The sequence below is a fragment of the Delftia sp. SD018 genome, from assembly GCF_017355445.1.
Classification (GTDB): domain Bacteria; phylum Pseudomonadota; class Gammaproteobacteria; order Burkholderiales; family Burkholderiaceae_C; genus Comamonas; species Comamonas acidovorans.
In genome coordinates this window covers 190,082-215,156 of record NZ_JADDRN010000003.1, presented here as the reverse complement: position 1 = coordinate 215,156, position 25,075 = coordinate 190,082, and the positions used below count along the sequence as shown (strand labels likewise).

Annotated in this window: 24 protein-coding genes; 10 read left to right on the top strand and 14 right to left on the bottom strand. The window is 68.9% G+C overall.

Features of this window, described 5'->3' with window-relative positions:
- Positions 1-8 precede the first annotated feature (8 nt).
- The 3 genes from INR38_RS05895 to INR38_RS05885 all read right to left on the bottom strand — a co-directional run bounded on the left by INR38_RS05895 (position 9) and on the right by INR38_RS05885 (position 2,332).
- Positions 9-476 carry a MarR family transcriptional regulator gene (locus INR38_RS05895; RefSeq protein WP_012203127.1) on the bottom strand — a complete coding sequence of 156 codons (468 nt, stop codon included), beginning with the start codon at positions 474-476 and terminating at the stop codon, positions 9-11.
- A gap of 93 nt (positions 477-569) precedes the next feature.
- The gene (locus INR38_RS05890) at positions 570-1,385 is read right to left on the bottom strand and encodes a crotonase/enoyl-CoA hydratase family protein (protein WP_207443710.1); all 816 of its coding nucleotides are present in this window, start codon (positions 1,383-1,385) and stop codon (positions 570-572) included.
- Positions 1,386-1,483: 98 nt separating this feature from the next.
- Positions 1,484-2,332 carry a 3-hydroxybutyryl-CoA dehydrogenase gene (locus INR38_RS05885; RefSeq protein ID WP_207443711.1) on the bottom strand — a complete coding sequence of 283 codons (849 nt, stop codon included), beginning with the start codon at positions 2,330-2,332 and terminating at the stop codon, positions 1,484-1,486.
- A gap of 156 nt (positions 2,333-2,488) precedes the next feature.
- Here INR38_RS05885 and INR38_RS05880 point away from each other — a divergent pair, with 156 nt between their 5' ends.
- Complete coding sequence (locus tag INR38_RS05880; RefSeq protein WP_207443712.1) at positions 2,489-4,081, top strand: choline dehydrogenase; 1,593 nt, start codon at positions 2,489-2,491, stop codon at positions 4,079-4,081.
- Here INR38_RS05880 and INR38_RS05875 read toward each other — a convergent pair.
- The 6 genes from INR38_RS05875 to INR38_RS05850 all read right to left on the bottom strand — a co-directional run bounded on the left by INR38_RS05875 (position 4,078) and on the right by INR38_RS05850 (position 12,030).
- Positions 4,078-5,346, bottom strand: a complete 1,269-nt coding sequence (locus INR38_RS05875) for a GGDEF domain-containing protein (RefSeq protein ID WP_207443713.1) — start codon at positions 5,344-5,346, stop codon at positions 4,078-4,080. The two genes, INR38_RS05880 and INR38_RS05875, sit on opposite strands and share 4 nt — an antisense overlap.
- 62 nt (positions 5,347-5,408) lie before the next feature.
- Positions 5,409-6,905: an AMP nucleosidase gene (locus INR38_RS05870; protein ID WP_012203132.1), complete on the bottom strand. Its 1,497-nt coding sequence runs from the start codon at positions 6,903-6,905 to the stop codon at positions 5,409-5,411.
- A 3-nt stretch (positions 6,906-6,908) separates the two neighbouring features.
- Positions 6,909-8,987 (bottom strand): EAL domain-containing protein, encoded by a 2,079-nt coding sequence (locus tag INR38_RS05865; RefSeq protein ID WP_013804316.1) that lies wholly within the window; start codon positions 8,985-8,987, stop codon positions 6,909-6,911.
- A gap of 172 nt (positions 8,988-9,159) precedes the next feature.
- Positions 9,160-9,663, bottom strand: a complete 504-nt coding sequence (locus INR38_RS05860) for a heme-binding protein (RefSeq protein WP_207443714.1) — start codon at positions 9,661-9,663, stop codon at positions 9,160-9,162.
- Between the two features lie 160 nt (positions 9,664-9,823).
- Positions 9,824-10,465 (bottom strand): response regulator, encoded by a 642-nt coding sequence (locus INR38_RS05855; protein ID WP_207443715.1) that lies wholly within the window; start codon positions 10,463-10,465, stop codon positions 9,824-9,826.
- On the bottom strand, positions 10,462-12,030 hold the full coding sequence (locus tag INR38_RS05850; protein WP_207443716.1) for an ATP-binding protein: 1,569 nt from the start codon (positions 12,028-12,030) through the stop codon (positions 10,462-10,464). Before INR38_RS05850 ends, INR38_RS05855 begins: the two co-directional genes overlap by 4 nt.
- A 73-nt stretch (positions 12,031-12,103) precedes the next feature.
- On the opposite strand from INR38_RS05850, the gene INR38_RS05845 reads away from it, so the two are divergent.
- The 3 genes from INR38_RS05845 (at position 12,104) to INR38_RS05835 (ending at position 15,461) form a co-directional block, all read left to right on the top strand.
- Complete coding sequence (locus INR38_RS05845; protein WP_207443717.1) at positions 12,104-13,096, top strand: cation diffusion facilitator family transporter; 993 nt, start codon at positions 12,104-12,106, stop codon at positions 13,094-13,096.
- A complete protein-coding gene (gene dtd, locus INR38_RS05840; protein ID WP_012203138.1) occupies positions 13,093-13,563 on the top strand; it encodes a D-aminoacyl-tRNA deacylase in 471 nt (156 codons plus the stop codon). Before INR38_RS05845 ends, dtd begins: the two co-directional genes overlap by 4 nt.
- A gap of 122 nt (positions 13,564-13,685) precedes the next feature.
- Complete coding sequence (locus INR38_RS05835; RefSeq protein WP_207443718.1) at positions 13,686-15,461, top strand: dipeptidase; 1,776 nt, start codon at positions 13,686-13,688, stop codon at positions 15,459-15,461.
- A gap of 126 nt (positions 15,462-15,587) precedes the next feature.
- On the opposite strand, the gene INR38_RS05830 is transcribed toward INR38_RS05835, so the two are convergent.
- The gene (locus INR38_RS05830) at positions 15,588-15,953 is read right to left on the bottom strand and encodes a hypothetical protein (RefSeq protein WP_242698969.1); all 366 of its coding nucleotides are present in this window, start codon (positions 15,951-15,953) and stop codon (positions 15,588-15,590) included.
- A gap of 156 nt (positions 15,954-16,109) precedes the next feature.
- Between INR38_RS05830 and INR38_RS05825 the strand changes: the two genes are divergently transcribed.
- Positions 16,110-16,475, top strand: coding sequence for an Arc family DNA-binding protein (locus INR38_RS05825; protein ID WP_099734738.1), 366 nt, complete (start codon positions 16,110-16,112; stop codon positions 16,473-16,475).
- Between the two features lie 10 nt (positions 16,476-16,485).
- Here the strand turns inward: INR38_RS05825 and INR38_RS05820 are convergent, their stop codons facing one another.
- The gene (locus tag INR38_RS05820) at positions 16,486-17,244 is read right to left on the bottom strand and encodes a sulfite exporter TauE/SafE family protein (protein ID WP_192367296.1); all 759 of its coding nucleotides are present in this window, start codon (positions 17,242-17,244) and stop codon (positions 16,486-16,488) included.
- A gap of 190 nt (positions 17,245-17,434) precedes the next feature.
- Positions 17,435-18,379 (bottom strand): LysR family transcriptional regulator, encoded by a 945-nt coding sequence (locus tag INR38_RS05815; RefSeq protein ID WP_207443719.1) that lies wholly within the window; start codon positions 18,377-18,379, stop codon positions 17,435-17,437.
- A 118-nt stretch (positions 18,380-18,497) separates the two neighbouring features.
- Between INR38_RS05815 and INR38_RS05810 the strand changes: the two genes are divergently transcribed.
- The 3 genes from INR38_RS05810 to INR38_RS05800 are packed head-to-tail and all read left to right on the top strand — an operon-like array spanning position 18,498 to position 21,776.
- A complete protein-coding gene (locus INR38_RS05810) occupies positions 18,498-19,469 on the top strand; it encodes a tripartite tricarboxylate transporter substrate binding protein (RefSeq protein WP_207443720.1) in 972 nt (323 codons plus the stop codon).
- A 22-nt stretch (positions 19,470-19,491) separates the two neighbouring features.
- Complete coding sequence (locus INR38_RS05805; protein WP_207443721.1) at positions 19,492-20,748, top strand: CoA transferase; 1,257 nt, start codon at positions 19,492-19,494, stop codon at positions 20,746-20,748.
- A 41-nt stretch (positions 20,749-20,789) separates the two neighbouring features.
- Positions 20,790-21,776 carry an MDR family oxidoreductase gene (locus INR38_RS05800; protein WP_207443722.1) on the top strand — a complete coding sequence of 329 codons (987 nt, stop codon included), beginning with the start codon at positions 20,790-20,792 and terminating at the stop codon, positions 21,774-21,776.
- A gap of 14 nt (positions 21,777-21,790) precedes the next feature.
- On the opposite strand, the gene ybeY is transcribed toward INR38_RS05800, so the two are convergent.
- Both ybeY and INR38_RS05790 read right to left on the bottom strand, forming a co-directional pair.
- Positions 21,791-22,249, bottom strand: coding sequence for an rRNA maturation RNase YbeY (gene ybeY, locus INR38_RS05795; protein WP_012203154.1), 459 nt, complete (start codon positions 22,247-22,249; stop codon positions 21,791-21,793).
- Between the two features lie 76 nt (positions 22,250-22,325).
- Complete coding sequence (locus INR38_RS05790; RefSeq protein WP_012203155.1) at positions 22,326-23,297, bottom strand: PhoH family protein; 972 nt, start codon at positions 23,295-23,297, stop codon at positions 22,326-22,328.
- A gap of 125 nt (positions 23,298-23,422) precedes the next feature.
- On the opposite strand from INR38_RS05790, the gene ruvA reads away from it, so the two are divergent.
- Positions 23,423-23,995 (top strand): Holliday junction branch migration protein RuvA, encoded by a 573-nt coding sequence (ruvA, locus tag INR38_RS05785; protein ID WP_012203156.1) that lies wholly within the window; start codon positions 23,423-23,425, stop codon positions 23,993-23,995.
- Between the two features lie 7 nt (positions 23,996-24,002).
- Complete coding sequence (gene ruvB / locus INR38_RS05780; protein ID WP_034390160.1) at positions 24,003-25,073, top strand: Holliday junction branch migration DNA helicase RuvB; 1,071 nt, start codon at positions 24,003-24,005, stop codon at positions 25,071-25,073.
- Positions 25,074-25,075: the final 2 nt, after the last annotated feature.

Genomic DNA, 25,075 nt, shown 5'->3' with positions numbered 1-25,075 from the left:
ATCCGTTGTCAGTCGCTGCGGCGCGGCGCCAGCCGCTCGCGCAGTGCGCCGAGTTGCTGCGTCAGCGCCTGCAACTCGGGCAGCGTGCACTGCGTGCTTTGCAGCACGCAGGCGGGAATCTTTTCAGCCGCATCGCGCAGTGCCCGGCCTTGCGGGGTGAGCGTGATGCGCACGCGGCGCTCGTCCTGTGCATCGCGCACCCGCTCCAGCAGGTTCGCGCCTTCGAGCCGCTTGAGCAGCGGCGTCAGCGTGCCCGAATCCAGGGTCAGCTGCTCGCCGATCTCCGACACGGTCAGGCCGTCGCGCTCCCACAGCACCAGCATCACCAGGTACTGCGGATAGGTCAGGCCGATGCCGTCGAGCAGGGGCTTGTACAGCTTGGTCATGGCCAGCGACGCCGAGTACAGCGCAAAGCAGACCTGGTTGTCCAGGCGCAGAAGCTCGGGGGTGTCGGTGGGCAGGGCGTTGCGTGGCATGGGTTGAATTATTGCTGTCAATTAAATTGTGCACAACTTAATTGATGAAATCCCTCCAGATCGGAGGGGGAAGATCGGGAGGGCGAGAAAGGCCTACCGGTCCGTGAAGCGCGCGGGGCGTTTCTCGATGAAGGAGCGCACGCCTTCGGCGGCATCCTCGCTGCTGGCCAGGCGCTGCTGCACGGGAATGAAGTCGGCCACGGCGGCGGCCTGGCCCAGCTCGATGGCCTTGAGCACATTGAGCCGCGTGGCCACCACGGCCTGCGGGGCCTGGGCGGCAATCCGCTCGGCAATGCGCAGGGCCTCGGCCAGTTCCTGGCCGGCCGGCACCACCTTCTGCACGAAGTTCAGGCGATAGGCCTCGGCGCTGTCGAACTCATCGGCCGTGAGCAGGTGCAGCATGGCATTGCCCACGCCCGCACGCTCGGCCATGCGCAGCGTGGCGCCGCCCGTGGGCATGATGCAGCGCTGCACTTCCAGCTGGGAAAAGCGGCAGTCATCGGCCGCGACCACGATGTCGGCGCCCAGCATCAGCTCGATGCCCACCGTGAAGCAAATCCCCTTGACCGCCACCACCATGGGCTTGGCGCGGCGCCGGTAGCCGACCAGGCCGTAGTCGTGCGGCTCCACCAGGCCTTGCGGGATGGCCTTCCTGCCCGAGCGCAGGTACTCCGCCATCACCGGCAGGTCCAGCCCCGCCGTGAAATGGCTGCCAAACGCATGCAGCACGCCCACGCGCAACTCTGGATCGTCGTCCAGGCGCGTATAGGCCTCGGCCAGCTGCTGGAACATGGGTGGCGTCCAGCCGTTGCGCTTGGCGGGTCGGTTGATCCCGATCAGCAGCACATGGCCGCGCACTTCGCAGCTGATGCAGCCTTCGGGCGGCGGGGTGGGGGTGTTGATGTCCATGGTTGTCTCCTGCGCATGGACCTTAGAGCAGGCCGCTGGAGGGCGCAGTCGCGCAGAAGACGGCCGGCCCGTGCGGGCCGGCAGGCCAAGGCCGTGTATCAGTAGCTGTACACGCCGCGGCCCGTCTTGCGGCCCAGGCGGCCGGCGGCCACCATTTCCTTGAGCAGGGGGCAGGCGCGGTACTTGCTGTCGCCGAATTCCTTGAGGTAGACCTCCATCACGGCTAGGCACACGTCCAGGCCGATCATGTCGGCCAGCGCCAGCGGGCCGATGGGCTGGTTGCAGCCCAGCTTCATGCCGGCGTCGATGTCCTCGGCCGATGCCAGGCCTTCGGCCAGCACGAAGAAGGCCTCGTTGATCATGGGCACCAGGATGCGGTTGACCACGAAGCCGGGCGCGTTCTTCACGGTGATGGGGCTCTTGCCCAGGCGCACGGACAGTTCCTTGACCGTGGCGTGCGTCTCGTCGCTGGTCTGCAGGCCGACGATGATCTCCACCAGCGCCATCATGGGCACGGGGTTGAAGAAGTGCATGCCGATGAACTTGTCGGCACGGCCCGTCACGGCGGCCAGCTGGGTGATGGAGATGGACGAGGTGTTGGTGGCGACGATGACGTCGGCATCCAGCAGGGCGTCCAACTGCTTGAGGATCTTGACCTTGAGCTCGTAGTTCTCGGTGGCGGCCTCGATGACCAGTTGCGCGCCCTTGAGCGCCGCGTAGTCCGTCGATGTCTTGATGCGGGCCAGGGCGGCGGTCTTCTCTGCCTCGGTCAGCTTTTCCTTCTTGATCAGGCGGTCCAGGCTGCCCGAGACCGTGGCCACGCCCTTTTGGACGGCGGCCTCAGAGATGTCCACCATGACCACGTCGATGCCCGATACCGCGCAGGCCTGCGCGATGCCGTTGCCCATGGTGCCTGCGCCGATGATGCCTAAGGTTTGAATTGCCATGACTGTCAGTCTCCTCAAACGAACAAAGTGAATGCGAACGTGAATGCGATCCGGCGATCGTAGCGGGATTCGGAGCATCCACCGGGTTTGCCCCGGCTTGCGGCGCCGCGCAGGCGACTGCAACAGTGGATGGCTACACCGCAGGGGAGGGGAGACATGCTGGACTACATCGTGATCGGAGGGGGATCGGCGGGCTCGGTGCTGGCCGGGCGGCTCAGCGAGGATGCCGAGACGCAGGTGGCGCTGCTGGAGGCCGGGCCCCCCGACTCCAGCGTGCTCATCCACTGTCCGGCGGGCATGGCCGCCATGGCCAAGGGCGGTCGCCACAGCTGGGGCCTGTCCACCGTGCCCCAGCCGGGCCTGGGCGGGCGGCGCGGCCACCAGCCGCGCGGCAAGGTGCTGGGCGGCTCCAGCGCGGTCAACGCCATGGTCTATGTGCGCGGCCAGCCGGCCGACTACGACCACTGGGCGGCCCAGGGCAACCCGGGCTGGAGCTGGAGCGAGGTGCTGCCCTATTTCCTGCGCGCCGAACACAACGAACGCGGCGCCGATGCCTGGCATGGCGCGGACGGGCCGCTGAACGTGGCCGACCTGCGCGATCCCAACCCGTTGTCCCGGGCCTTCGTGCAGGCGGGCGTGCAGGCCGGCCATGCGCACAACGCGGATTTCAACGGCCAGGCGCAGGAGGGCGTGGGCCTGTACCAGGTCACCCAGCGCAACGGCGAGCGCCACCACGTCGCCAAGGCCTATCTGGCGCCGCACCGTGCCAGGCCCAATCTGCGCGTGGAAACGGGTGCCCAGGTGCTGCGCATTCTGTTCGAGGGCCGGCGCGCCGTGGGCGTGGAGTACCTTCAGGGCGGTACGGTGCAGCAACTGCACTGCCGGCGCGAGGTGCTGCTTTGCGGCGGCGCACTGCTGTCGCCGCAGCTGCTGATGCTGTCTGGCGTGGGGCCGGGCGATCACCTGCGTTCGCTGGGCATCGATGTGGTCCACCATCTGCCCGGCGTGGGCGCCCATCTGCATGACCACCCGGATGTGGTGCTGGTGGTCGATGGCCCCCAACTGGCCGACAGCTTCGGCCTGTCCCTGGGGGGCGCACGCAGATTGCTGGCCGCCGTGGGCCAATGGCGCAGCCAGCGGCGCGGCATGCTGACCACCAACTTTGCCGAGGCGGGCGGCTTCATCCGCAGCAGCCCTGGCGAGCCTGCGCCCGATCTGCAATTGCATTTCGTCGTCGCCAAGCTGGTGGACCACGGGCGCAAGACGGTCTGGGGCCACGGCTATTCCCTGCATGTCTGCGTGCTGCAGCCGGCCAGCCGGGGCAGCCTGCGCCTGGCCAGTGCCGACCCGCTGGCCCTGCCGCTGGTGGACCCGGCCTTTTTCTCCGACGCGCACGACCTGCGGCGCATGGTGAACGGCGTGCGCCGCGCCCACGAGATCCTGGCCCAGCCGGCGCTGGCGGCCCTGGGCGGGCGCGAAATGCCGGCCTCGGCCGGCGCGCAGGACGATGCAGGCATCGAGGCCTTCATTCGCAGCCATGCCGACACCATCTACCACCCCGTGGGCAGCTGCCGCATGGGGCCGGGGCCCATGGACGTGGTCGATGCGCAGCTGCGTGTCTACGGCATCAAGGGCCTGCGCGTGGTCGATGCCTCGGTCATGCCGCGCATCGTCAGCGGCAACACCAATGCGCCCACGGTGATGATCGCGGAGAAGGCGGTGGACATGATCCGAGGGGGATCCCTCTAGGTGCCTGGCGTGCGCCCGTGCGCCATGGCCTGCTCAGGGATGGAGGCCGACGGCTGCGGTCCCTGCGCCTCGGACGCGGCCACCGGACTCAGCCGCACCTGCGTCCAGCAGTCGCGCCCGCGGCGCTTGGCGGCGTAGAGGGCGGCGTCTGCGGGGGCCAGCATCAGCTCCAGGCACAGGCCGTTCCAGGCCTGGGGTGCGTGGGCGCAGCCGGCGCTGAAGCGCACTTCGAAGCCCAGCACCTTGCGCGAGGCCTGCAGCAGCGCGGACTGCAGGCGGGTGCACAGGGTGTCCACGCCGTCGTCCGTGGTGTAGAGCAGCAGGCAGAACTCCTCGCCGCCCCAGCGCGCAGCGATTTCGTCGCTGCGCAGCTGCTGCTGCAGCAGGCGGGCGAACAGGCACAGCGTCTGGTCGCCCACGGCGTGGCCGTGCTCGTCGTTGACATGCTTGAAGTGGTCCAGGTCCAGCATCACCAGGGCCAGGGCCTGGCGGTGGCGCTGGGCATGGGCCAGCATGGCGGGTGCGCGCTCCAGCAGGGCGCGGCGGTTGGGCAGCCCGGTGAGCATGTCCTGCAAGGCCAGGTCGCGCAGTTGCTGGCTGGTCTCGTCGCGCCAGGCCACGAGCACGGCCACCATGAGCAGCGTGCTGCTCAGCGTGGTCAGCAGGGCGAAGATCTGGTTGGCGCCGCTGTCCGCAGTGAAGCTGGGCAGGAAGGGCGTGGCCAGGGCCAGGTAGCTGCGCACGAACAGCATCAGCCCCATGAAGGCGGCCACGCCGCACATCAGGTAGCGCCAGCTGCGCGCCACGGGCCGCTGTGGGTCCAGGCACAGGCCGGCCAGCGCCATCAGGCACAGGCCATGGACGGCGCTGAACCAGCCGGTGCGCAGGGCCGCCTGGGGCAGCAGCAGCGCAAAGCCCAGCGGCCCTAGCACGCACAGCGCGATCAGGCCGCGTTCCAGCAGCATCGGGCGCGGCCCCAGCCATTCGCGCAGGGCGCGCGCCATCTGCCACTGGGCGGTGGCGGCCAACGCCGCCGCGCCCAGCGACAGCAGGTCACGTCCCATCAGGCCGTGGGGCAGGCGGCTGGCGATCAGGATGAGGGTCCAGGCCACGGCCTGCATCAGGAAGAAGTGCTGCGCATGGCGCGCCGCACCGCTGACGCGCCGCCCCATGGCCAGCGGCAGGGCGGCCGACATGGCCATCATGTTGATGGCCACGACGGCGGTCATGGAGAAAAAGTCCAGGGTGGGCAGCGTGGATGGCATGTGCGTCCCTGGATGGCGGTGCGAAGCGTGGCCCGAGGCAGGAGGTGGCCGGTGGCGGGGCGCTACTGGAACGCCACCTCCGCGAAGCTGCGCAGCTTGCGGCTGTGCAGGCGCTGGGTGCCGCCTTCGCGCAGGATGTCGATGGCGCGCATGCCGATGCGTAGATGCTGGTCCACGCGCTCGCGGTAGAAGTGGTTGGCCATGCCGGGCAGCTTGATCTCGCCGTGCAGCGGCTTGTCGGACACGCACAGCAGCGTTCCATAGGGCACGCGGAAGCGGAAGCCGTTGGCCGCGATGGTGGCGCTTTCCATGTCCAGCGCCACGGCGCGGCTCTGGCTGAAGCGCAGCTGGGGCAGGTTGTTGGGCAGCAGTTCCCAGTTGCGGTTGTCGGTGCTGGCCACGGTGCCGGTGCGCATGATGCGCTTGAGGTCGGGGCCGTCCATCTGCGTGACGTCGGCCACGGCCTGCTGCAGTGCCAGCTGGATTTCGGCCAGCGCGGGAATGGGCACCCACAGCGGCAGCTCCTCGTCCAGCACATGGTCCTCGCGCACATAGGCGTGGGCCAGCACGTAGTCGCCCAGTTGCTGGCTGTTGCGCAGGCCTGCACAGTGGCCCAGCATCATCCAGGCGTGCGGGCGCAGCACGGCGATGTGGTCGGTGATGGTCTTGGCATTGGCCGGGCCCACGCCGATGTTGACCATGGTGATGCCGCTGTGGTCGGCGCGCACCAGGTGGTAGGCCGGCATCTGCGGCAGGCGCGGCGGCGGCGTGCCCAGCTCGTCATTGGGCTGGGCCGGCAGGCCGGTGCGGCGCGTGACCACGTTGCCGGGTTCGATGAAGGCCACGTACTCGCTGTCCTCCCGGGCCATCTCGGCGTGGCCCAGGCGGATGAATTCGTCGATGTAGAACTGGTAGTTGGTGAACAGCACGAAGTTCTGGAACCACTCGGGCTGGGTGCCCGTGTAGTGGCGCAGGCGGTGCAGCGAGTAGTCCACGCGCGGGGCGGTGAACAGGGACAGCGGCAGGGCCTCGCCGGGATGCGGGCGCCAGGTGCCGTTGGCAATGCCGTCGTCCATGGCTTCGAGGTCGGGCAGGTCGAACACATCGCGCATCAGCTGGCGCCGCTCGCGCGTGAGCGTTCCCTCGATGTGGTCGTTCTCGGCGAACGAGAAGTGGATGGGAATGGGCTTGTCGCTCAGCCCCACCTCCAGCGGCACGCCGTGGCTCTTGATCAGCAGGCGGAACTGCTCGGCGTAGTAGCGCGAGAACAGGTCGGGCCGCGTGAGCGTGGCCTCGTGCGTGCCCGGGCCCTCGACGAAGCCGTAGGCCAGCTGCGTGTCGGCGCGCGCCACGGTGCTCGTGTGCATGCGAACGAAGGGGTAGTAGGCGTGGACGGGAGCGGCCGGGGTTTCGCCGGAGACGAAGCGCTGCATGTTCGAGCGAAGGTGCTCTATCTGCTCCCGGTAGATCTGCTGTACGTGCTCCAGGGCCCGCTGGGGGTCGGTGTGCAAGGTGGCTGCGGCCCTGGAGGCCTGCGAGGGGTTGTGAAGCAAAACCATGGGCTATTGTCGTTGGACTGGATGACTGTTGTGCAATTGCCAGGCGCGCGCCCTCTCGGCCGGCAGGGGGGGCGCCACAAGGTATCCCTGCATCATGCCGCAGCCCAGCTCGCGCAAAAGCGCCAATTGGGCAGGTGTTTCCACGCCTTCCGCCACGATGTCCAGGTGCAGACTGTGGCCCATCTGCACGATGGCGGTGACGATGGCCGTGTCGTCCTCGCTATCGGGGACGTCGGCGATGAAGGAGCGGTCTATCTTGAGCTGGTTGATCGGGTGGCGGCGCAGGTAGGCCAGGGAGGAGTAGCCGGTGCCGAAGTCGTCGATGGCCAGGCCCACGCCCAGGGCCTGCAGCGCCTGCAAGGTGTCCTGCACCTGCCCGCTGGTGTGCATCAGCGTGGACTCGGTCAGCTCGATGTGCAGCCAGCGCGCCTCCAGCCCCGTTTCCTCCAGCACCTGTGCCACCTCGCGCGCCATGTCGCGCTGGCGGAATTCCAACGCCGAGAGGTTCACGGACAGCGGCACCGGCGCCAGGCCCTCGTCCTGCCACTGGCGCGCCTGGCGGCAGGCCTCGCGCAGCACCCAGTGGTCTATGGCCGAGATCAGGCCGCGCGCCTCGGCAAAGCCGATGAACTCGCCGGGCAGGACCAGGCCGCGCTGCGGGTGGCGCCAGCGCACCAGGGCCTCGAAGCCCGCCAGCCGGCCATCGGCCGTGAAGGTCTGGGGCTGGTAGTACAGCTCGAACTCGCCGCGCTCCAGCGCGCCGCGCAGCTGCTGCTCCTGCATCAGCATCTGGGCCTGGGTGGCCTGGCCGTCCTGGGCGGGTGCATAGAACTGCAGGTTGCGCCGGCCGCTGTCCTTGGCCATGTGCATGGCGCTTTCGGCGCGGTTGAGCAGCTCTTCGGCGTTTTTCCCGTCGCCGGGGTACATGGCGATGCCCATGCACGGCGAGATCACCAGCGGCGTGCCATCGATGGCGCAGGGCGCCTCGATGATGCGCTGCAGGTGGCTGGCCTGTGTCTCGGTTTCCTGCGGATCGGGGTCGTCGGTGAGCACGACCACGAACTCGTCGCCGCCCACGCGCGCCACCAGGTCGTGGGCGCGCACGCTGCCGCGCAGGCGCTGGGCGACCTCGCACAGCAGCAGGTCGCCGGCCTGGTGGCCCAGCGAGTCGTTGATGGTCTTGAAGTGGTCCAGGTCGATGATGAGCACGGCCAGGGCGCGCCGCTTGACCGAAGCCAGCGACAGCGCCTGGCGCAGCATCTGGATCAGGCGCACGCGGTTGGGCAGCTGGGTGAGCTGGTCGTGCTGGGCCAGGAAGTCCATGCGCTCTTGCGCCAGCTGGCGCAGCGTGATGTCGCGCACCAGCACGATGCGGTAGGGCCCGCCCTCGGCCGGCATGGTCTTGGCCTCGATCTCCACGGGGATGCGGTGGCCGTCCTTGTGCTGGATGGCGCCGTCGAAGCGGTCCTCGCGGCCGCTGCGCATGTACTGCAGCGCGTAGAGGCGGAACTCGGGGCAGATGTAGTCGAGGATGGGGCGGCCGGTCAGCTCGTCCAGCGTGTAGCCGGCCAGGCGGGACAGGGCCTCGTTGCCGTCGATGATCAGGCCGTCGCGGTGCATGACGATGGCTTCGGTCGTGACCTCGGTGAACTTGCGCATGCGCTCTTCGCTGTCGCGCACCTTCTGCGCCACATGGTGGTGGTGGCTCACGTCGGTGATCTGCACCACGGCACCCTGCAGCTGCCCGTGCTCGAAGTGCGGCATCAGCAGCGATTCGATATGGCGAGGCGGTCCATCCGGCTGGGGCACCTCGCGCTCGTAGCGCACATGTTCGCCGCGCAGGCCGCGCTCCACATGCTCGGCGATGAGCTGCCACACGGCTTCGCCCACGATCTCGCGCACGGTCTTGCCGACCGCCTCGGCGGGCGTCAATCCGAAATTGCGTGCGTAGTTGATGTTGGCGAAGCGGCAGCGCAGCGTGCGCGCATCGAAGTAGGCCAGCATGGCCGGAGCCGTATCTGCTATCAGCCGCAGCAGCGTATCGTTGGGCCCCGTGATTTGCGCATCGACGTTCTCTGGCATTCGTCCCCCTCGCTGGGGATTTATAGCGGAATCGCCGAGATTTTGATAGCGCTCTTGTGCGAGGGTGAGCGGCCGCTGACGCGAGGGAGCGCGTGCGGCTGTCGAGCCTCCGGGGCGACCGTGGTGGCCTGTCTTTTTTTTGCAGCGCCGCATCACGTGCGGCGCGGCTTCTTTACTTGAGCACGTCCTGCACCTGGCCCAGTGCAGCCTGGGCGCACTTGTCGTCCAGGTGGCCGCCGGGCGCGCCGCCGATGCCCACGGCGCCGATCACCTCGTTGCCCACCTTCACCGGCAGGCCGCCGCCCAGCAGCAGGTAGCCGGGAATGTTCACCAGGTTGGCTGCGCCGGGGTTCTTCTGCGCGCCTTCCATGATGGCCAGCGTGCTGTTCTTGGCCGATGCGGCCGTATAGGCCTTCAGGCGGCTGGCCTCCAGCGTGTGGGGGCCCGCGTTGTCGGCGCGCTGCACGGCGCGCACGGTGCCGGCACGGTCCACCACGGTGGCGGTGACGGCATAGCCGTCGGCGGCGCAGGCGGCCACGCTGCGTGCGGCGATCTGGTTGGCCAGCTCCAGCGACATGTTCTTTTCCGTGCGCACGGCCTCGGCCTGGGCGGCGGTGGTGATCAGGCCCAGGGTCAGGGCAGCGAGGGTGGCGAGCTTGGTGGCGTGGCGTTGCATGGTCTTCTCCTTGGGGGTCAGGACGGCCCGGGCCACAAGCCCGGACGGCATGCATGCACTGTAGAAAATGCCGCCGCCGCGCACCATTCGGACGGCTACGCGCGGCGCTGCGTAGAAATACGGAGAAGCCAGGCGCGCTGCTGGGCGAGGAGGTGGCGCCTCAGGCGCCTGCCGCCGTGTCCGCCAGGCTGGCGTAGCGGCGTATGAGCTGGGCCAGGCTGGGCGCCTCCAGCTTGGCGAAGAGGTTGGCCCGGTGCGTTTCCACCGTGCGCGGCGACAGCTCCAGGCTGCGGCCTATCTCCTTGTTGGTCAGGCCCTGCACGATCAGCGCCAGCACCTCGCGCTCGCGCGCCGAGAGCTGGGCGAAGCGCTGCTGCGCATCGCGGTCGGCCTGCTGGCGTTCGCGCGACTGCACATGCTGGCGCACGGCGCCTTGCAGCGCGTCGATCAGCACCTCGTCGTCCACGGGCTTTTCCAGGAACTCGGCCGCGCCGGCCTTGAAGGCGCGCCGGCACATGTCCACCGTGCCATGGCCGGTGAGCATGATCACGGGCTGGTCCACGCCCTGCTCCACCAGCCGGCCCAGCAGGGCCAGCCCGCCGATGCCGGGCATGCGCACGTCCATCACGATGGCGCCTATGCCCTGGCGGTCCAGCCCTTCGAGAAAGGCCAGCGGATCGGCCCAGCACTGCACGCGCAGTCCCACGGTGCCGATCAGCAGGGCCAGGCTGTCGCGCACGGCCTCGTCGTCATCGACCAGATGGATCAGCGGGGACAGGTCTTGGACAGGCGCGGCGGTCATGGGTTCGGTGGTGGTGGTGGTGTGGATGCGGTGGGGGCGGCGCGTGCCGTGGATGCATTGGCGCATGCACTGGCGCACGCCGCAGGCAGCAGCAGCTCGAAGCGGGCTCCGCTGCCCGGTCCCGAGGTGGCCAGCTCCAGGCTGCCGCCCATGGATTCGGCCAGGCTCTGGCTCAACGTCAGGCCCAGGCCCAGCCCCTGGGCGCGGCCCGTGGCAAACGGGGTGAACAAGCGCTGGCGCATCTCGGGCGCCACGCCGGGTCCGCTGTCCTGCACCGCCACCAGCAGGCGGGTGTCGCGTCGTTCCAGCTCCACCCGCAGATGGCGTGTTGCGGGCGGCTGCTCTTGCATGGCCTGCAGCGCATTGACCAGCAGGTTGTGCAGTATCTGCTGCACGGCCACGGGGTCGGCCTGGGCGGCGGGCAGATCGGCGGCCTGCACTTTCATCTGCACCTTGACCTGGACCTGGCGGCGCCGCAGCTCGGGCTCCAGCAGATAAAGCGCTTCGGCAACGGCCTGGTTCAGATCCAGCGGCTCGGCCTGGGGCGCAAGCCCCGGTTGCTCCACCAGGCGGCGCAGCCGGCCTACCACGGCGGACGCACGCTTGGCCTGCTCGGCCGCCTGCGTCATGGCCTGGCGGGCGGCGTCCATCTCGGGCGGGTCCTCGGCCAGCAGGCGGCGCGCGGCCTGGCTGTTGGACAGCACGGCCGTCAGCGGCTGGTTCAGCTCATGCGCCATGCCGGCGGCCAGTTCGCCCAGCGTATTGAGCCGCGCCACCTGGCCCAGCTGCAGCAATTGCTCGGCGCGGCGGCGGGCCACGCGCTGGCGCAGCAGGGCGCGCAGCGCGGCCACGGCCAGCGCACAGCCCAGGGCCCAGCCCAGCATGGCCGTCCAGGGCAGCACCGAGGCGTCCAGCGGCTGGCGCAGGTACAGCACCAGCCGCTGGCTGGGCGAGGCCAGGGTCTTGCTCACCTCCCAGGACCATGTGTTCCAGCCTGGCGAGCCTGTGCTGCCTGGCTGGATCAGGAATTCCTGCCCGCCCAGGGCCAGCCAGGCGCGCACCGGGCTGGTGGCCGGTGGCATGGGCCATTCGTCGGCGGGAATGGTGGCTCGCAGGTCCAGCAGCAATGCATAGCTGGCCGGCAGCCCGGCCTGCACCAGGTACAGGCGGCCCCGGGCCAGATCGGCCAGGGCCAGTTCGGCATGGCCGCTGGCCTGGGAGCGGCGCTCGGCCTCGGCCATGCCGTGCGGCCAGGGCGCGGGCCAGGACTCGCCTGCGGCGGCCGAGCGGCGCGCCACATCCAGCACCTGCGGATACAGGCGCGGCAACTGCTTCCACGAGGCCTGGTCGGGAGCGGGCTGGCGCGGCTGCAGCAGCGCCAGCGTGCCCAGGATGGCATCGTGCTGCACCATGCGCTGGCTCAGCAGCCGGTGGGCAATGCGGGCATCGGTATCGAAGACCTCGCGCAGCGACTGCAGGCGCCCATGCGCCAGCCAGGCCGCGCCGCAGCCTGCGGCCACGGCCCAGGCCAGCACCCACCCCGCTGATCGCTGCCATCCATTCATGGCGCGGATTCTGGCATGCGGCCCGCGCAGGCAGTGGTCTAATCCGCAGCACCCCCACCTATCGCAGCGCAGCATGGCCGAGTCCACTCCATCTACCGCCAACGCACCCGACTGGATGGCGCCGCACAGCCTGCTGCGCATCTCGGTCGTTGTGGCGCTGCTGACCATCGTGCTCAAGACCCTGGCCTGGTGGCTCACGGGCTCGGTGGGCCTGCTGTCGGACGCGCTCGAATCCTTCGTCAACCTGGCCGGTGCCGTGTTCGCCCTGACCATGGTCACCATCGCCAAGCGGCCGGCCGACACCGATCATCCCTATGGCCACCACAAGGCCGAGTACTTCTCTGCGGGCTTCGAGGGCATCCTGGTCATCGGCGCCAGCCTGGCCATCGCCTGGGCGGCGCTGGCGCGGCTGTGGAACCCGCAGCCGCTGGAGCAACTGGGCTGGGGCCTGGCGCTGTCCGTGGTCAGCTCGGCCCTCAACGGGCTGCTGGCCGTGGCCATGCTGCGCTCGGCGCGCCAGCACCGCTCCATGGCGCTGGAGGGGGATGCCCGCCACCTGCTCACCGATGTCTGGACCTCGGCAGGCGTCGTCATCGGCCTGATCGGCGCATCGCTCACAGGCTGGCTGTGGCTGGACGCGGCCGTGGCCATCGGCGTGGCGCTCAACATCTGCGTGCAGGGCGCGCAACTGGTCTGGCAGTCGTCCCAGGGCCTGATGGACCAGGCGCTGGACGCGCCCGAGCGCCTGCGCATCGACGCCGTTCTGGACCGCCATGCGCACCGCGAGCAGGGCGTGGTCTTCGACAACATCTCCAGCCGGCGCGCCGGCGAGCGCAGCTTTGCCGACCTGCACATGCATGTGCCCGGCGACTGGAGCGTGGCCCGCGCCGCGCGGCTGCGCACCGAGATCGAGGCCGAACTGCTGCAGGCCGTGCCCGGCCTGTACGCGCGCATCGAGCTGCTGCCGCTGGGCATGCAGACCGCGATGGAAGCCGCCATCGAGGCGGCAGGCCAGGCGGACACTCCTTCCCCATCCACCGACAAGAACCCGAACCCCGAACAATGATCAGCATCCTGCAGCGCGTGAAACAGGCCCGCGTGGAAATCGACGGCCAGGTCGCCGGCAGCATAGGCCCCGGCCTGCTGGCCCTGGTCTGCGCAGAGCGCGGCGACACCGAGGCCGAAGCCGACAAGCTGCTGGCCAAGATGCTCAAGCTGCGCATCTTTGCCGACGACGCGGGCAAGATGAACCGCAGCGTGCAGGACCTGGACGGGCAGGGCGCCTGCGGCGGCCTGCTCATCGTCAGCCAGTTCACGCTGGCGGCCGACACCGGCGGCGGCAACCGCCCCAGCTTCACGCGCGCCGCGCCACCGGCCGAGGGCGAGCGCCTGTACGACTACATCGTCCAGCGGGCGCGCGCCCTGCACCCGGAAGTCGCCACGGGCCGCTTCGGGGCCGACATGCAGGTGCACCTGCTCAACGACGGGCCCGTGACCATCCCGCTGTCGATAGCTCCGGCCACCGCGGCATAGCGCGCCGCAGACCTGCTGTTCCGGGGCGGATTCTGGCGCGATCTGCGAGCACGTCCTGGCCGGAGAAGGGCTGCAAAGCCCGTATTCTTGCGGCCTCAGCATTCATCGACAGACCGACGACCATGAAGAACCATCCGTTCAAAGCCTCCACCCTGGCCCTTGCCATGAGCATGGCCCTGGCGTGGAGCGGCGCGGCCGGCGCCGACACCCTCAAGAAGCCCGCGCTGGACGCGCTGGCCCAGGCCCAGCCGGCACCCACCGACTTCGCCAGCTTCCTGAAGCAGGCCGCGGCCGCGCAGCCTGCCATCGCCCAGGCCGTGCAGCGACATGCGGCAGGCCAGGCGCTTGCGGGGGAGGACCTCGACCACATCGCCCGCCTGCTGGGCCTGTACACGCGTCTCACGCAGGAGCGGGCCGTGCTGGCCAGCATCGAGCGCATGGTCGCCCTGCCGACCGTGCGCGATGCCAAGGTGCCGCCCCATGAAAGCCCGGCCATCCTGGCCTTCGGCGAGCTGGTGCAGCAGATGGCCAGGGACTTCGGCCTGCAGTACCGCAACGTGGACAACCGCATCTTCGAAGTCACCCTGCCTGCGACCACCGCGAACACCGCGAACGCGGGTGCCGATGAATTCGGCATCCTCACCCATGCCGACGTCGTGCCCGTCGTCCCCGCCGAATGGGTGCTGGACGGCCAGGCCATCGACCCCTTCAAGGTCACGCGCGTGGGCGACAAGCTCTACGGGCGCGGCACCATCGATGACAAGGGCTCCATCGCCACCGTGCTGTTCGCCATGAAGGCCGTCAAGGACAGCGGCCTGCCCCTGTCGCGCGGCATACGCCTCATGATCGAGACCACCGAGGAAACCGGCGGCGACGCCATGAAGTACTACCAGGGCAAGACCACGCTGCCCGCCTACAACATCGTGCTGGACAGCAAGTACCCGGCCGTCGTCGCGGAAAAAGGCTCGGGCGCGCTCAAGGCCGTATTCGACGACGTGAAGGCCGACCCCGCCCAGCCCGCCATCACCGCCATGGCCGGCGCCGCCTCGGCCAACGCCATTGCCCAGACCGCCACGGCCACCATCACGGCCGGCGACGAAGCCGCCATCGAAGCCATCGCCGCGCGCCTGCAGGCGGCCAAGGGTGACTTCACCACCAGCTATGCAGGGCAGGGCGGGCCGTTCACCATCGACATCCAGCGCAGCGGCACCGCAGCCACCGTCAAAGTCACGGGCACCTCGGCCCACGGCTCGCGCCCTGAGGAAGGCGTCAACCCCGTGCCGCGCCTGACGCTGTTCCTGCAGCAGGTGCTCATGCCCACCGATGGCGTGGCCCTGGTCCAGCCCAATGCCTACAGCAACGCCCTGCGCTACATCAACGGCGCCTTCGGCCTCGACTACTTCGGCAAGCAGCTGGGCGTTGCCTATGCCGACGACTTCATGGGCCCGCTGACCCTGTCGCCCAACCTCATCAAGGCGGCAGACGGCAAGCTGGAAGTCACCACCAACGTGCGCATGCCGCGCGGCAAGACGCCCGAGCAACTGCGCACCGAAGTCGAGCAACGCATCACCCGCTGGAGCGCGGCCGCCAAGGTCCCCCTGACCCTGCAATACACCCAGGGCAACTGGATGGCGCGCGACCCCAAGGGCGCCTGGCTGTCCACCCTGCTCAACATCTTCGGCGACACCACGGGCCTGGACGCCAAGCCCGTGCCCACGGCCGGCAGCACCACGGCCAAGCTCATGCCCAACGCCATCAACTTCGGCCCTGCCATGCCCGGCAAGAAGTACACGGCGCACAACGCGCTCGAATACAAGGAACTGCCGGACCTGCGCGCCGACATGCAGATGTTCACGGAAATGCTGGTGCGCATCGGGAATCTGAAGCAGATGCAGTGACACTCTCCGGCTATTGAAATGCGAAAGCGCCTTGTGAAAGCAAGGCGCTTTTTTTCGTCCACTTCCGCCCAGTCATTCGACACATGAAAGCCGACTGCCCTGGATGCGGCAGAGGCCTGCCTGCATTCAACCTTCCGGACCATGCTCCGCGTATTCCACAAAGGACGGTGCTTCATCAAACAGTTGCAAGAGCAGTTTCAGGCGCCGGGCGTAGAGACTATGTGGACGATTGAAGGCCTGGGCGGCCAGGGCGATGGCTGCGCGGGCGAGATACCACTCGTTGTCGAATTCGCTGGCGTCCTCGAATACCTTGTGCCGAATTTGCCGGATGTGATTCAGCGCCAGGTCTGCGGCCAGGTCCACCTCTACATCCGCGTCATGCCAATCCATGTCGGCGCAGCGTGTTTCGATCAGGGCAACCAGCCCCATCTCTGCGCGGGCAATGGACAGGGCGATCATTTGCTGCATGGTGGGCCAGGCAGCGGTGTCCATCGTGCAGGGCTTGTTCGTTGAGTGCCGTGACGCAGTCATATCGATTCCTTTGTCGTCGCTTCAATGACTCGGGCTTTCTATGCACGATCTATGCACTCAATATTCTATGCATTGTGCATAGAAAATGGCAAGCGTGTTCCATGGCAAAGTGCGCGGATGGCACGCGACGACCCAACCATCTACATGCGTATCCCTCAGGAGTTGAAGGATCTGCTGGATGCCGCTTCTGAAGAGAACCGGCGCTCAATGACTGCCGAGGTCGTGTCTCGGCTACAGCAGACCTTTGCGGCGCCGCGCGTTTCGGGCATGGACAGCGGTAGTTCGCAAATGAATCTGGATACACGCGTCGGTGACGAAACGCTGGAAACCGTGAAGCGTATCGAAGAGCGGTTGCAATCGCTTGCGCAAGCCCTGGCCCTGCCACAGCGCGGCCCTCAGCCAGACACGGATGCGGCGACGCCGGAAAAATCCACAGGCAAGCGCGTATCGAAGTCAGCGCAGAGTGCGGCGCCGAAGAAGTAGCTTTCTGGCCTCACTGCCGCCAGAAAAACACCCCCGCCATCACCAGCCCCGTCAGCACGATGCCCGCGCGCAGCCATTCGGGCGGGATGCGGCGCGCCAGGCGGGCGCCGCCGTAGCCGCCTGCGGTGGCGGCGATCATCATGACCAGGGCCTGTTCCCACTGCACGACGCCGCCGGCCGCATAGATGGCGACGGCAATGGCCGTGAGCAGGGCGGAGACCAGGTTCTTCATGCCGTTCATGGCGTGCAGCCTTGTCTGGCCCAGCAGGCCGAACAGGGCCAGCAGCAGTATGCCCAGGCCGCCGTTGAAGTAGCCGCCGTAGATGGCCACGGCCAGCATGCCGGCGCCGGCCTTCAGGGGCGATGCATGGGCGGCATGCTCGGCGCTGCCGCGTGATGCCATGCGCCTGAGCTGGGGCGCGAAGGCGAACATGGCGGTGGCGGCCAGCAGCAGCCAGGGGACGACCTTGCGGAACAGGTGGTCGGGCGTGACCAGCAGCAGGGCCGCGCCCAGCGAGCCGCCGATGAGCGACAGCACGATCACGCCGCGCATGCCCAGGCCGGGCGGCGGCTCCATGTCCTGGCGAAAGCCCCAGGCACCGGCCATGTAGCCGGGCAGCAGGGCGACGGTGCCGGTGGCGTTGGCGGCCACGGGCGGCACGCCGGTGAAGACCAGGGCGGGCAGGGTGAGGAAGCTGCCGCCTCCGGCAACGGCATTGAGCGCGCCGGCCACGAAGGCGGCGGCCATGAGCAGTGCGATGTCCCACATGGGTGTTGTCTCCTCCTGGAGCCGGGCATCGGCAGGCCGCCGTGGCCTTGCGCGGCCAGGCCGGTGTTATAGGTCGAGGCCGATCTTAGTGCCGGACCATCGGGCGGGCTGTCGCACCGGCATGGCGGCGGGGTCAGGGCTGCTTTGCGCAAAAGGACAGGATCGCGCCGGCGTGGTGGCCACCTGGCGACTAGGGCGGCTCCACCGCCGGGCCGGGCAGGCCCAGCGTGGCGCGCAGCAGGGCGACGCGTGGGTTGGCGACGGCGCTGCGGTAGATCAATGCCACGGGGCCCATGGAGATGGCGGGTGTGACATGCACCCTGCGCACCCCCAGCGACCGGGGCGAGGCCTGCAGCGTGGAGTCGGGTACGGCGCTGAGCCCCAGGCCGGCCCGGACCAGTTGCAGGTTGGTGAAGGGGCTGGTGGATTCGATGACGGGCGTGGGCGCGATCACGCCTTCGCGGCGGAACACCTCTTCCATCATGCGGCGCAGCATGGAGCTGCGCGTGGGCAGGATCCATCGCTGGCGCGCCAGCTCCTCCCAGCGGTTGCTGCGCGCGTGGCCTGCAGGGTGGTCCGGCGGGGCGATGACGGTGAAGCCGGTGTCGAACAGTTTTTCGTAGCGCAGCGGCTGGCCTGCAGCCTCGGGCAGCTCGGTGGGGTAGCTGGTGATGAGGGCGTCGAGCTCGCCGTGCAGCAGGCATTGCACAAGCAAAGGCACGCGTTCTTCCTTGAGCTGTACCCGCACATGGGGCTGCTGCGCGGCCAGGTCCGCCAGTACGCCGGGCAGGTAGCCCTGTGCCACGAAGGGCGGGGTGCCGATACGCAGCAAGGTGATGGCCGGTTGCTGGGCGGTCTCGCTGCCCAGATGGCGCAGCTCGGCCAGCAGCATGGCCGCGCCGCGGATGGCGATCTCGCCCTGGGCCGTGGGTTCGAGCCCGCGCGCATTGCGCAGGAACAGCGTCACGCCGAAGGCCGCCTCGATTTCGCCCAGGGCCTTGCTCAGCGCGGGCTGGGTCAAATGCATGAGGCCGGCGGCGGCACGCAGGCTGCCTCCCTGGTGCAGGGCCAGCAGGAGCTGCAGGTGCTTGAAGCGCAGCCGCGACAGCAGGCGTTGCGGGTCGAAGTCGTGCATGTTCCCGGGGGGGGAGTGATTACCGGAGGTTTGCCATCCATCCAAACATATCACTATTGGAAATGGGCCTGCCGTTCTATCGTGACCCCACGACGACAAGCGACAAGGAGACAGGACCATGGACAGACGCGTCTTTCTGGCAGGCGGCCTGGCGGCTGCCGCGCTTCCGCTGGTGCGGGCCAGCGATTTTCCGAGCCGGCCGGTGCGGGTGATTTCCCCGTATGCGGCGGGCGGGGGGCCTGATGTGCAATTGCGCCAGGCCGGCCCGGTGCTGGGGGAGATCCTGGGGCAGTCCATCGTGATCGAGAACAAGGTGGGCGCGGCCGGCGTGCTGGCCGCGCAGTATGTGGCGCAGCAGCCCGCCGATGGCTACACCTGCCTGATGGGCTCCAACACCCACCTGATCCAGAAGCTGCTGCAGCCGGGCCTGCGCTTCGACCCCATCGGCGACTTCACGCCCGTCAGCAACCTGGCCTCATCGCCCACGGTGCTGGTGGTGCGTGCCGATGCGCCCTGGCGCACGGCCCGGGAGCTGATCGCGGGGCTGAAGGCCCAGCCGGCGCAGGCCAACTACGGCTCGGGCGGCATAGGCACTTCGGCCCATCTGGCGGGCGCCACGCTGGCCTCGCTGGCGGGCCTGCAAGTCACGCACATACCGCTCAAGGGATCGGTGGAGATTGCTGCATCGCTGATCCGCGGGGATACGCAGTATGCGTTTCCGGTGGCGGGCACCGGCATTCCCCAGGTGCAGGGCGGCAAGCTGCGGGCCCTGGCGGTGACCAGCCGCAAGCGCCTGGCGCAGCTGCCCGAGGTGCCCACGCTGCAGGAGGTGCTGGGCAGCGAGCTGGCGGTGCAGGAGTCCTGGTTCGGGCTGTGGGCTCCGGCCAGGACGCCCCCTGCCGTGGTCGAGCGCCTGCACGCTGCCGTGCGCCAGGCCGCTGCCCAGCCAGCGCTGCGCGCCTCGTTCGAGGCTGTCGGCAACGAGGCCACGGCCAGCGCTTCGCCGCAGGCCTTCGCCGATTTCGTGCGCAGCGAGAACCGCAAGTGGGCCGCCATCATCGAGCTGGCCGGCATCACCGCCAACAGTTGAACCAGGGAAAGGCAAGACGGGTATGGACAAGCCGCTGCAAGGAGTGCGCGTCATCGACATGTCGCATGTGATCGCGGGGCCGCTGGCCTCGCACTACCTGGCCCAGCTCGGGGCCGAGGTCATCAAGGTCGAGCCCACGCGTGGCGAGGTCATGCGCAACAGCCGGGCGCCCGGCGAGCCCGGGGGCGGCATGCCTTCGGGCTTCGTGGCGCTCAATGCGGGAAAGCGTTCGCTGGCGGTGGACATCCGCCAGCCCGAGGGCGCGGACATCGTGCGTGCCCTGGCGCGCACGGCCGATGTGTTCATCGAGAACTTCCGCCCCGGCGTGGTGGCGCGCCACGGCCTGGGCTACGAGGACATCCGGGCGGTGCGTCCCGACGTGGTGTATTGCTCCATCTCGGGCTTTGGCCAGCAGGGCGAGTGGGCCGGGCGGGGCGCCTATGACCATGTGGTGCAGGCGCTCACGGGCATGATGATGATGGCGGGGGGCGACGAGGAAGCGCCGCCCGTGAAGGTGGGCTTTCCTGTGATCGACGTGGCGGTGGGCATGCTGGGGGCGCTGTCGGTCACGGCGGCCCTGCACCAGCGCAACGCCTGGGCGCCTGGCGAGCGGCGCAGCCAGCACATCGATGCCTCCATGCTGCAGGCCTCGCTGATGCTGATGTACCCGCATGCCTGTACCTATCTCACCCATGGCGTGGAGCCGCGGCGCGTGGGCAACCGGGGCTATACGGGGAGCCCGGCGGCCGACACCTACCGGTGCGCCGACGGCTGGCTGTCCACGGCCGCCAACACGCCGCAGCAGTTCCGCAGGCTTGCCAGCGTGCTGGGGCTCGATGCCCTGTGCGAGGACGCCACGCTGCTGGACCTCGATGCCTTCAACGCGCCCGAGGGCGGCTTTGTCGCCGCGCGTGATGCGTCCGCGCTGCAGCGACTGCAGGCATGTCTGGCCGAGGCCTTCGCCGCACGCAACGCACGGGACATGGAAGCCCGGCTCAACGCCGTGGGCGTGCCTGCCGCCAGGGTGCGGCGCCTGGGTGAATTCCTGGGCGAGGCCCGCGCCGCCGGCACCGTGTCACCTGTGAGCTATGGCGCCGGCGGCGCTGCGGTGGACACTCCGGGACTGGGGTTCCGGTGGATGGATGCCGAGCCCCTGCCGGGTGCGCCGGCCCCCGTCCTGGGCGATGGCAATCTCGCGCTGCTGCGGGAACTGGGGATGGCGGATGAGGCCATCGCCTGCCTGTGCCGCAGCGGCGTGCTGGGCGCGCCGCAGTCCTGATTGCCTTTGGATTCCTTTGCCACTGCCTTGCTGGAGACCCCATGTTCAAAGCCTTGCTGCTGACCCAACCCGTACCGCGTGAAACCCGTGCCGAGTGTGTGGAGCTGGACGAAGCCAGCCTGCCCGCCGGCGCGGTGCGCGTGGCCGTCTCGCATTCCACGCTCAACTACAAGGATGCACTGGCCATCACGGGGCGCTCGCCCGTGGTGCGCCAGTTCCCCATGGTGCCGGGCATCGACCTGGCTGGCACGGTGCTGGACAGCGAGGACGCGCGTTTCCAGCCCGGCGATGCCGTGCTGCTCAACGGCTGGGGCGTGGGCGAGACCCACTGGGGCGGGCTCGCCCAGCAGGCGCGCGTGAACGGCGACTGGCTGATCCGCCGGCCCGAGGCCTTCAGCGCACGGGATGCCATGGCCATAGGCACGGCAGGCTATACGGCCATGCTGTGCGTGATGGCGCTGCAGGCGCATGGCATCACGCCTTCCAGCGGCCCGGTGCTGGTGACGGGGGCCAATGGCGGCGTGGGCAGCATTGCCGTGGCCCTGCTGTCGCGCCTGGGTTTCGAGGTGCACGCCGGCACCGGGCGGCCCGAACAGGCCGAGCACCTGAAGGCGCTGGGCGCGGCGCGGATCGTGGAGCGCAGCAGCCTGGATGCGCCCGGCAAGCCGCTGCAAAAGGAGGTCTGGGCGGCGGCCGTGGACAGCGTGGGCAGCCATACGCTGGCCAATGTGTGCGCCAGCCTGCGCTACGGCGGCTGCGTGGCGGCCTGCGGACTGGCCCAGGGGCTGGACCTGCCGGCTTCCGTGGCGCCGTTCATCCTGCGCGGCGTGTCGCTGCTGGGCATCGACAGCGTCTATGCGCCGCAGGCGCGGCGTGAGCAGGCCTTGGCGCGGCTGGCTGCCGAACTGCCGCGCGAGGTGCTGGAGCGCAATACCGAAGAGGCGGGCCTGGCCGATGCGGTTGCGCTGGCGCCCAGGCTGCTTGCCGGCCAGGTGCGCGGCCGGGTCGTCATCGATACGGCGCGCTGAGGCCCGCGCGGGCCCTACTTGGCGTAGGGGTCGGCAAAGCCCAGCTCGACCATGATCTCGGTCTCGTAGGCTTCCATTTCCTCGGCGTCCTGCTCGCTGGTTTCATGGTCCCAGCCCTGGGCATGCAGCGTGCCATGCACCAGCAGGTGGGCGTAGTGCTCCTCCAGCGTCTTGTTCTGCTCGCGCGCCTCGCGCTCGACCACGGGGGCGCACAGCACCAGGTCGGCCATGGCGGTGGGCTCCTGCTGGTAGTCGAAGGTCAGGACGTTGGTGGCGTAGTCCTTTTGCCGGTACTCGCGGTTGAGCTGCTGGCCTTCCTCGGCGTCGACGATGCGCACGGTGATTTCGGCATCGACGGCCAGGGCGTGGCGTATCCAGCGCGTGACCTTGCTGCGGGACAGCACGGCGCGGTGGACAGGTGCCTCGGCAAAGCGCGCGAATTGCAGGGACAGTTGCAGTTGGTTCAGGGACATGGGAGGAGGCGTGGGCGTGAGCTTGGGCGTGTGCTTTGGGGCGCCCGTGGGCGGGCGTCTGCTGTGGCTGTCGAGATCAATGCGCGGCAAGGCGCGGTGCGGCACGGCGCGCAGGGGCCTGGCCGCGTGCGTCGTAGGCGTCCACGATGCGGGCCACCAGCGGGTGGCGCACCACGTCGGCGCTGGTGAAGTGGTTGATGGCGATGCCCTTGACGCGCTTCAAGACGCGTTCGGCATCGATCAGGCCGCTCAGGGCGCCCTTGGGCAGGTCGATCTGGCTGACGTCGCCCGTGACCACGGCGCGGGCGCCGAAGCCGATGCGCGTGAGGAACATCTTCATCTGCTCGGGCGTGGTGTTCTGCGCCTCGTCCAGGATGACGAAGGCGTTGTTCAGCGTGCGCCCGCGCATGAAGGCCAGCGGCGCGATCTCCAGCACATTGCGCTCGAAGGCCTTTTGCACCTTCTCGTAGCCCATGAGGTCGTAGAGCGCGTCGTACAGCGGGCGCAGGTAGGGGTCGACCTTCTGCGTGAGGTCGCCGGGCAGGAAGCCCAGGCGCTCGCCTGCCTCCACTGCGGGGCGCGTGAGCACGATTCGCTGCACGGCGCTGCGCTCCAGCGCGTCCACGGCGCAGGCCACGGCCAGGTAGGTCTTGCCGGTGCCGGCCGGGCCGATGCCGAAGGTGATGTCGTGGCGGGCGATGTTCTCCAGGTAGGCCGACTGGTTGGCCGTGCGCGCGCGCAGGTCGGGGCGGCGCGTGGACAGCTGGATGGCGTCCTGGGGCTGCTCGATGAGTTCGGTATCACCGGCCAGCATCAGTTGCAGGGAGTCGTCCAGGATGGGGTCGTCGGCCATCTCGTAGAGGGCCTGCAGCAGCTCCAGGGCGTCGTTGGCCTTGGCCTTGGGGCCGTCGATCTTGAATTGCTCGTGGCGGTGGGCGATCTTGACGCCCATTGCGATCTCGATGGTGCGCAGGTGCGCGTCGGCCGGGCCGCAGACGTGGCTCAACCGGTTGTTGTCGTGGGGTGTGAAGGTGTGGCGCAGGATCACGCGGATAATTCCAGAGATTCCGGGCGGCGGCCAGCGCGAGGGCGTGGTGCCATACCCTGTGAATGGGCCGGCGTTCGGTTGCGGACGGGCATGAAAAGCCGCCCCCAGGGCGGCAAAGGACACCAATGATAGGCAAATTGACAGGAACGCTGCTGGAAAAAAACCCGCCCGAGGTGCTGGTGGACTGCGGCGGCGTGGGCTACGAGGTGCAGGTGCCCATGAGCACCTTCTACAACCTGCCCGCCAGTGGGGCCAAGGTCAGCCTGCTGACGCACTTCGTGGTGCGCGAGGATGCGCAGCTTCTGTACGGCTTTGGCACGCACAGCGAGCGCCAGGCGTTCCGTGAGCTGATCAAGATCACCGGCATCGGCCCGCGCATGGCGCTGTCGGTGCTCAGCGGCATGAGCGTGGAGGACCTGGCCCAGGCCGTGACGCTGCAGGAGGTGGGCCGCCTGGTCAAGGTGCCGGGCATCGGCAAGAAGACGGCCGAGCGCCTGCTGCTGGAGCTCAAGGGCAAGATCGGCGCCGATACGGGCGCGCAGTCGCTGTTCGTGAACAACGATCAGAACGACATCGTGCAGGCGCTGATGGCGCTGGGCTATTCCGACAAGGATGCGGCCGCCGCGCTCAAGAAGCTGCCACCCGACGTGGGCGTGACCGAAGGCATCAAGCTGGCGCTGAAGGCGCTGGCCAAGTGAGCGGCACATGAGCATCCATACCGACGATTTCGGGCAGGGCGGTTTCGCGCCCGACAAGGCCCCGGAAAAGCCGCGCATGATCTCGGCAGCGCCGGTCTCGCGCGGGGAAGAGGCCATGGAGCGCGCGCTGCGCCCCAAGCTGCTGCAGGAGTACGTGGGCCAGGCCAAGGCGCGCGAGCAGCTGGAGATCTTCATCGGCGCGGCCCGAAAGCGCAACGAGGCGCTGGACCATGTGCTGCTGTTCGGCCCGCCGGGCCTGGGCAAGACCACGCTGTCGCACATCATCGCGGCCGAGCTGGGCGTGAATCTGCGCCAGACCAGCGGCCCCGTGCTGGAAAAGCCCAAGGACCTGGCGGCGCTGCTGACCAACCTCGAAGCCAACGATGTGCTGTTCATCGACGAGATCCACCGCCTGTCGCCCGTGGTCGAGGAAATCCTCTACCCGGCGCTGGAGGACTACCAGATCGACATCATGATCGGCGAGGGGCCGGCGGCGCGCTCCATCAAGCTGGACCTGCAGCCGTTCACGCTGGTGGGCGCGACCACGCGCGCGGGCATGCTGACCAACCCGCTGCGCGACCGCTTCGGCATCGTGGCGCGGCTGGAGTTCTATACGGCCGAGGAGCTGGCGCGCATCGTGCGGCGCAGTGCAGGCCTGTTGAACGCGCCCATCGATGACGAGGGCGCCTTCGAGATCGCGCGCCGCTCGCGCGGCACGCCACGCATTGCCAACCGCCTGCTGCGCCGCGTGCGCGACTATGCCGATGTGCGCGGCGACGGCAGCATCACGCGCGAGCTGGCCGACCGTGCGCTGGCCATGCTCGATGTCGATCCCCAGGGCTTCGACATCATGGACCGCAAGCTGCTGGAGGCCGTGGTGCACCGCTTCGACGGCGGCCCCGTGGGCCTGGACAACATCGCGGCCAGCATCGGCGAGGAGGCGGGCACCATCGAGGATGTGATCGAGCCCTATCTGATCCAGCAGGGCTTTTTGCAGCGCACGCCGCGCGGGCGCATGGCGACCCAGGCGGCGTACCGCCATCTCGGGTTGCCGGTGCCGGGCGACGACGCCAGCTGACG

Excerpts from the sequence above, each read along its gene's own strand:
- ybeY (WP_012203154.1), bottom strand. The coding sequence starts at position 22,249 with ATGTCCCTGAACCAACTGCAACTGTCCCTGCAATTCGCGCGCTTTGCC.
- INR38_RS05835 (WP_207443718.1), top strand. The coding sequence starts at position 13,686 with ATGAAGAACCATCCGTTCAAAGCCTCCACCCTGGCCCTTGCCATGAGC.
- ruvB (WP_034390160.1), top strand. The coding sequence starts at position 24,003 with ATGAGCATCCATACCGACGATTTCGGGCAGGGCGGTTTCGCGCCCGAC.
- INR38_RS05855 (WP_207443715.1), bottom strand. The coding sequence starts at position 10,465 with ATGACCGCCGCGCCTGTCCAAGACCTGTCCCCGCTGATCCATCTGGTC.
- INR38_RS05890 (WP_207443710.1), bottom strand. The coding sequence starts at position 1,385 with ATGGACATCAACACCCCCACCCCGCCGCCCGAAGGCTGCATCAGCTGC.
- INR38_RS05820 (WP_192367296.1), bottom strand. The coding sequence starts at position 17,244 with ATGTGGGACATCGCACTGCTCATGGCCGCCGCCTTCGTGGCCGGCGCG.
- INR38_RS05810 (WP_207443720.1), top strand. The coding sequence starts at position 18,498 with ATGGACAGACGCGTCTTTCTGGCAGGCGGCCTGGCGGCTGCCGCGCTT.
- INR38_RS05880 (WP_207443712.1), top strand. The coding sequence starts at position 2,489 with ATGCTGGACTACATCGTGATCGGAGGGGGATCGGCGGGCTCGGTGCTG.
- INR38_RS05850 (WP_207443716.1), bottom strand. The coding sequence starts at position 12,030 with ATGAATGGATGGCAGCGATCAGCGGGGTGGGTGCTGGCCTGGGCCGTG.
- INR38_RS05895 (WP_012203127.1), bottom strand. The coding sequence starts at position 476 with ATGCCACGCAACGCCCTGCCCACCGACACCCCCGAGCTTCTGCGCCTG.
- dtd (WP_012203138.1), top strand. The coding sequence starts at position 13,093 with ATGATCAGCATCCTGCAGCGCGTGAAACAGGCCCGCGTGGAAATCGAC.
- INR38_RS05830 (WP_242698969.1), bottom strand. The coding sequence starts at position 15,953 with ATGGACACCGCTGCCTGGCCCACCATGCAGCAAATGATCGCCCTGTCC.
- INR38_RS05845 (WP_207443717.1), top strand. The coding sequence starts at position 12,104 with ATGGCCGAGTCCACTCCATCTACCGCCAACGCACCCGACTGGATGGCG.
- INR38_RS05815 (WP_207443719.1), bottom strand. The coding sequence starts at position 18,379 with ATGCACGACTTCGACCCGCAACGCCTGCTGTCGCGGCTGCGCTTCAAG.
- INR38_RS05875 (WP_207443713.1), bottom strand. The coding sequence starts at position 5,346 with ATGCCATCCACGCTGCCCACCCTGGACTTTTTCTCCATGACCGCCGTC.
- ruvA (WP_012203156.1), top strand. The coding sequence starts at position 23,423 with ATGATAGGCAAATTGACAGGAACGCTGCTGGAAAAAAACCCGCCCGAG.
- INR38_RS05825 (WP_099734738.1), top strand. The coding sequence starts at position 16,110 with ATGGCACGCGACGACCCAACCATCTACATGCGTATCCCTCAGGAGTTG.
- INR38_RS05805 (WP_207443721.1), top strand. The coding sequence starts at position 19,492 with ATGGACAAGCCGCTGCAAGGAGTGCGCGTCATCGACATGTCGCATGTG.
- INR38_RS05800 (WP_207443722.1), top strand. The coding sequence starts at position 20,790 with ATGTTCAAAGCCTTGCTGCTGACCCAACCCGTACCGCGTGAAACCCGT.
- INR38_RS05865 (WP_013804316.1), bottom strand. The coding sequence starts at position 8,987 with ATGCCAGAGAACGTCGATGCGCAAATCACGGGGCCCAACGATACGCTG.
- INR38_RS05860 (WP_207443714.1), bottom strand. The coding sequence starts at position 9,663 with ATGCAACGCCACGCCACCAAGCTCGCCACCCTCGCTGCCCTGACCCTG.
- INR38_RS05885 (WP_207443711.1), bottom strand. The coding sequence starts at position 2,332 with ATGGCAATTCAAACCTTAGGCATCATCGGCGCAGGCACCATGGGCAAC.
- INR38_RS05870 (WP_012203132.1), bottom strand. The coding sequence starts at position 6,905 with ATGGTTTTGCTTCACAACCCCTCGCAGGCCTCCAGGGCCGCAGCCACC.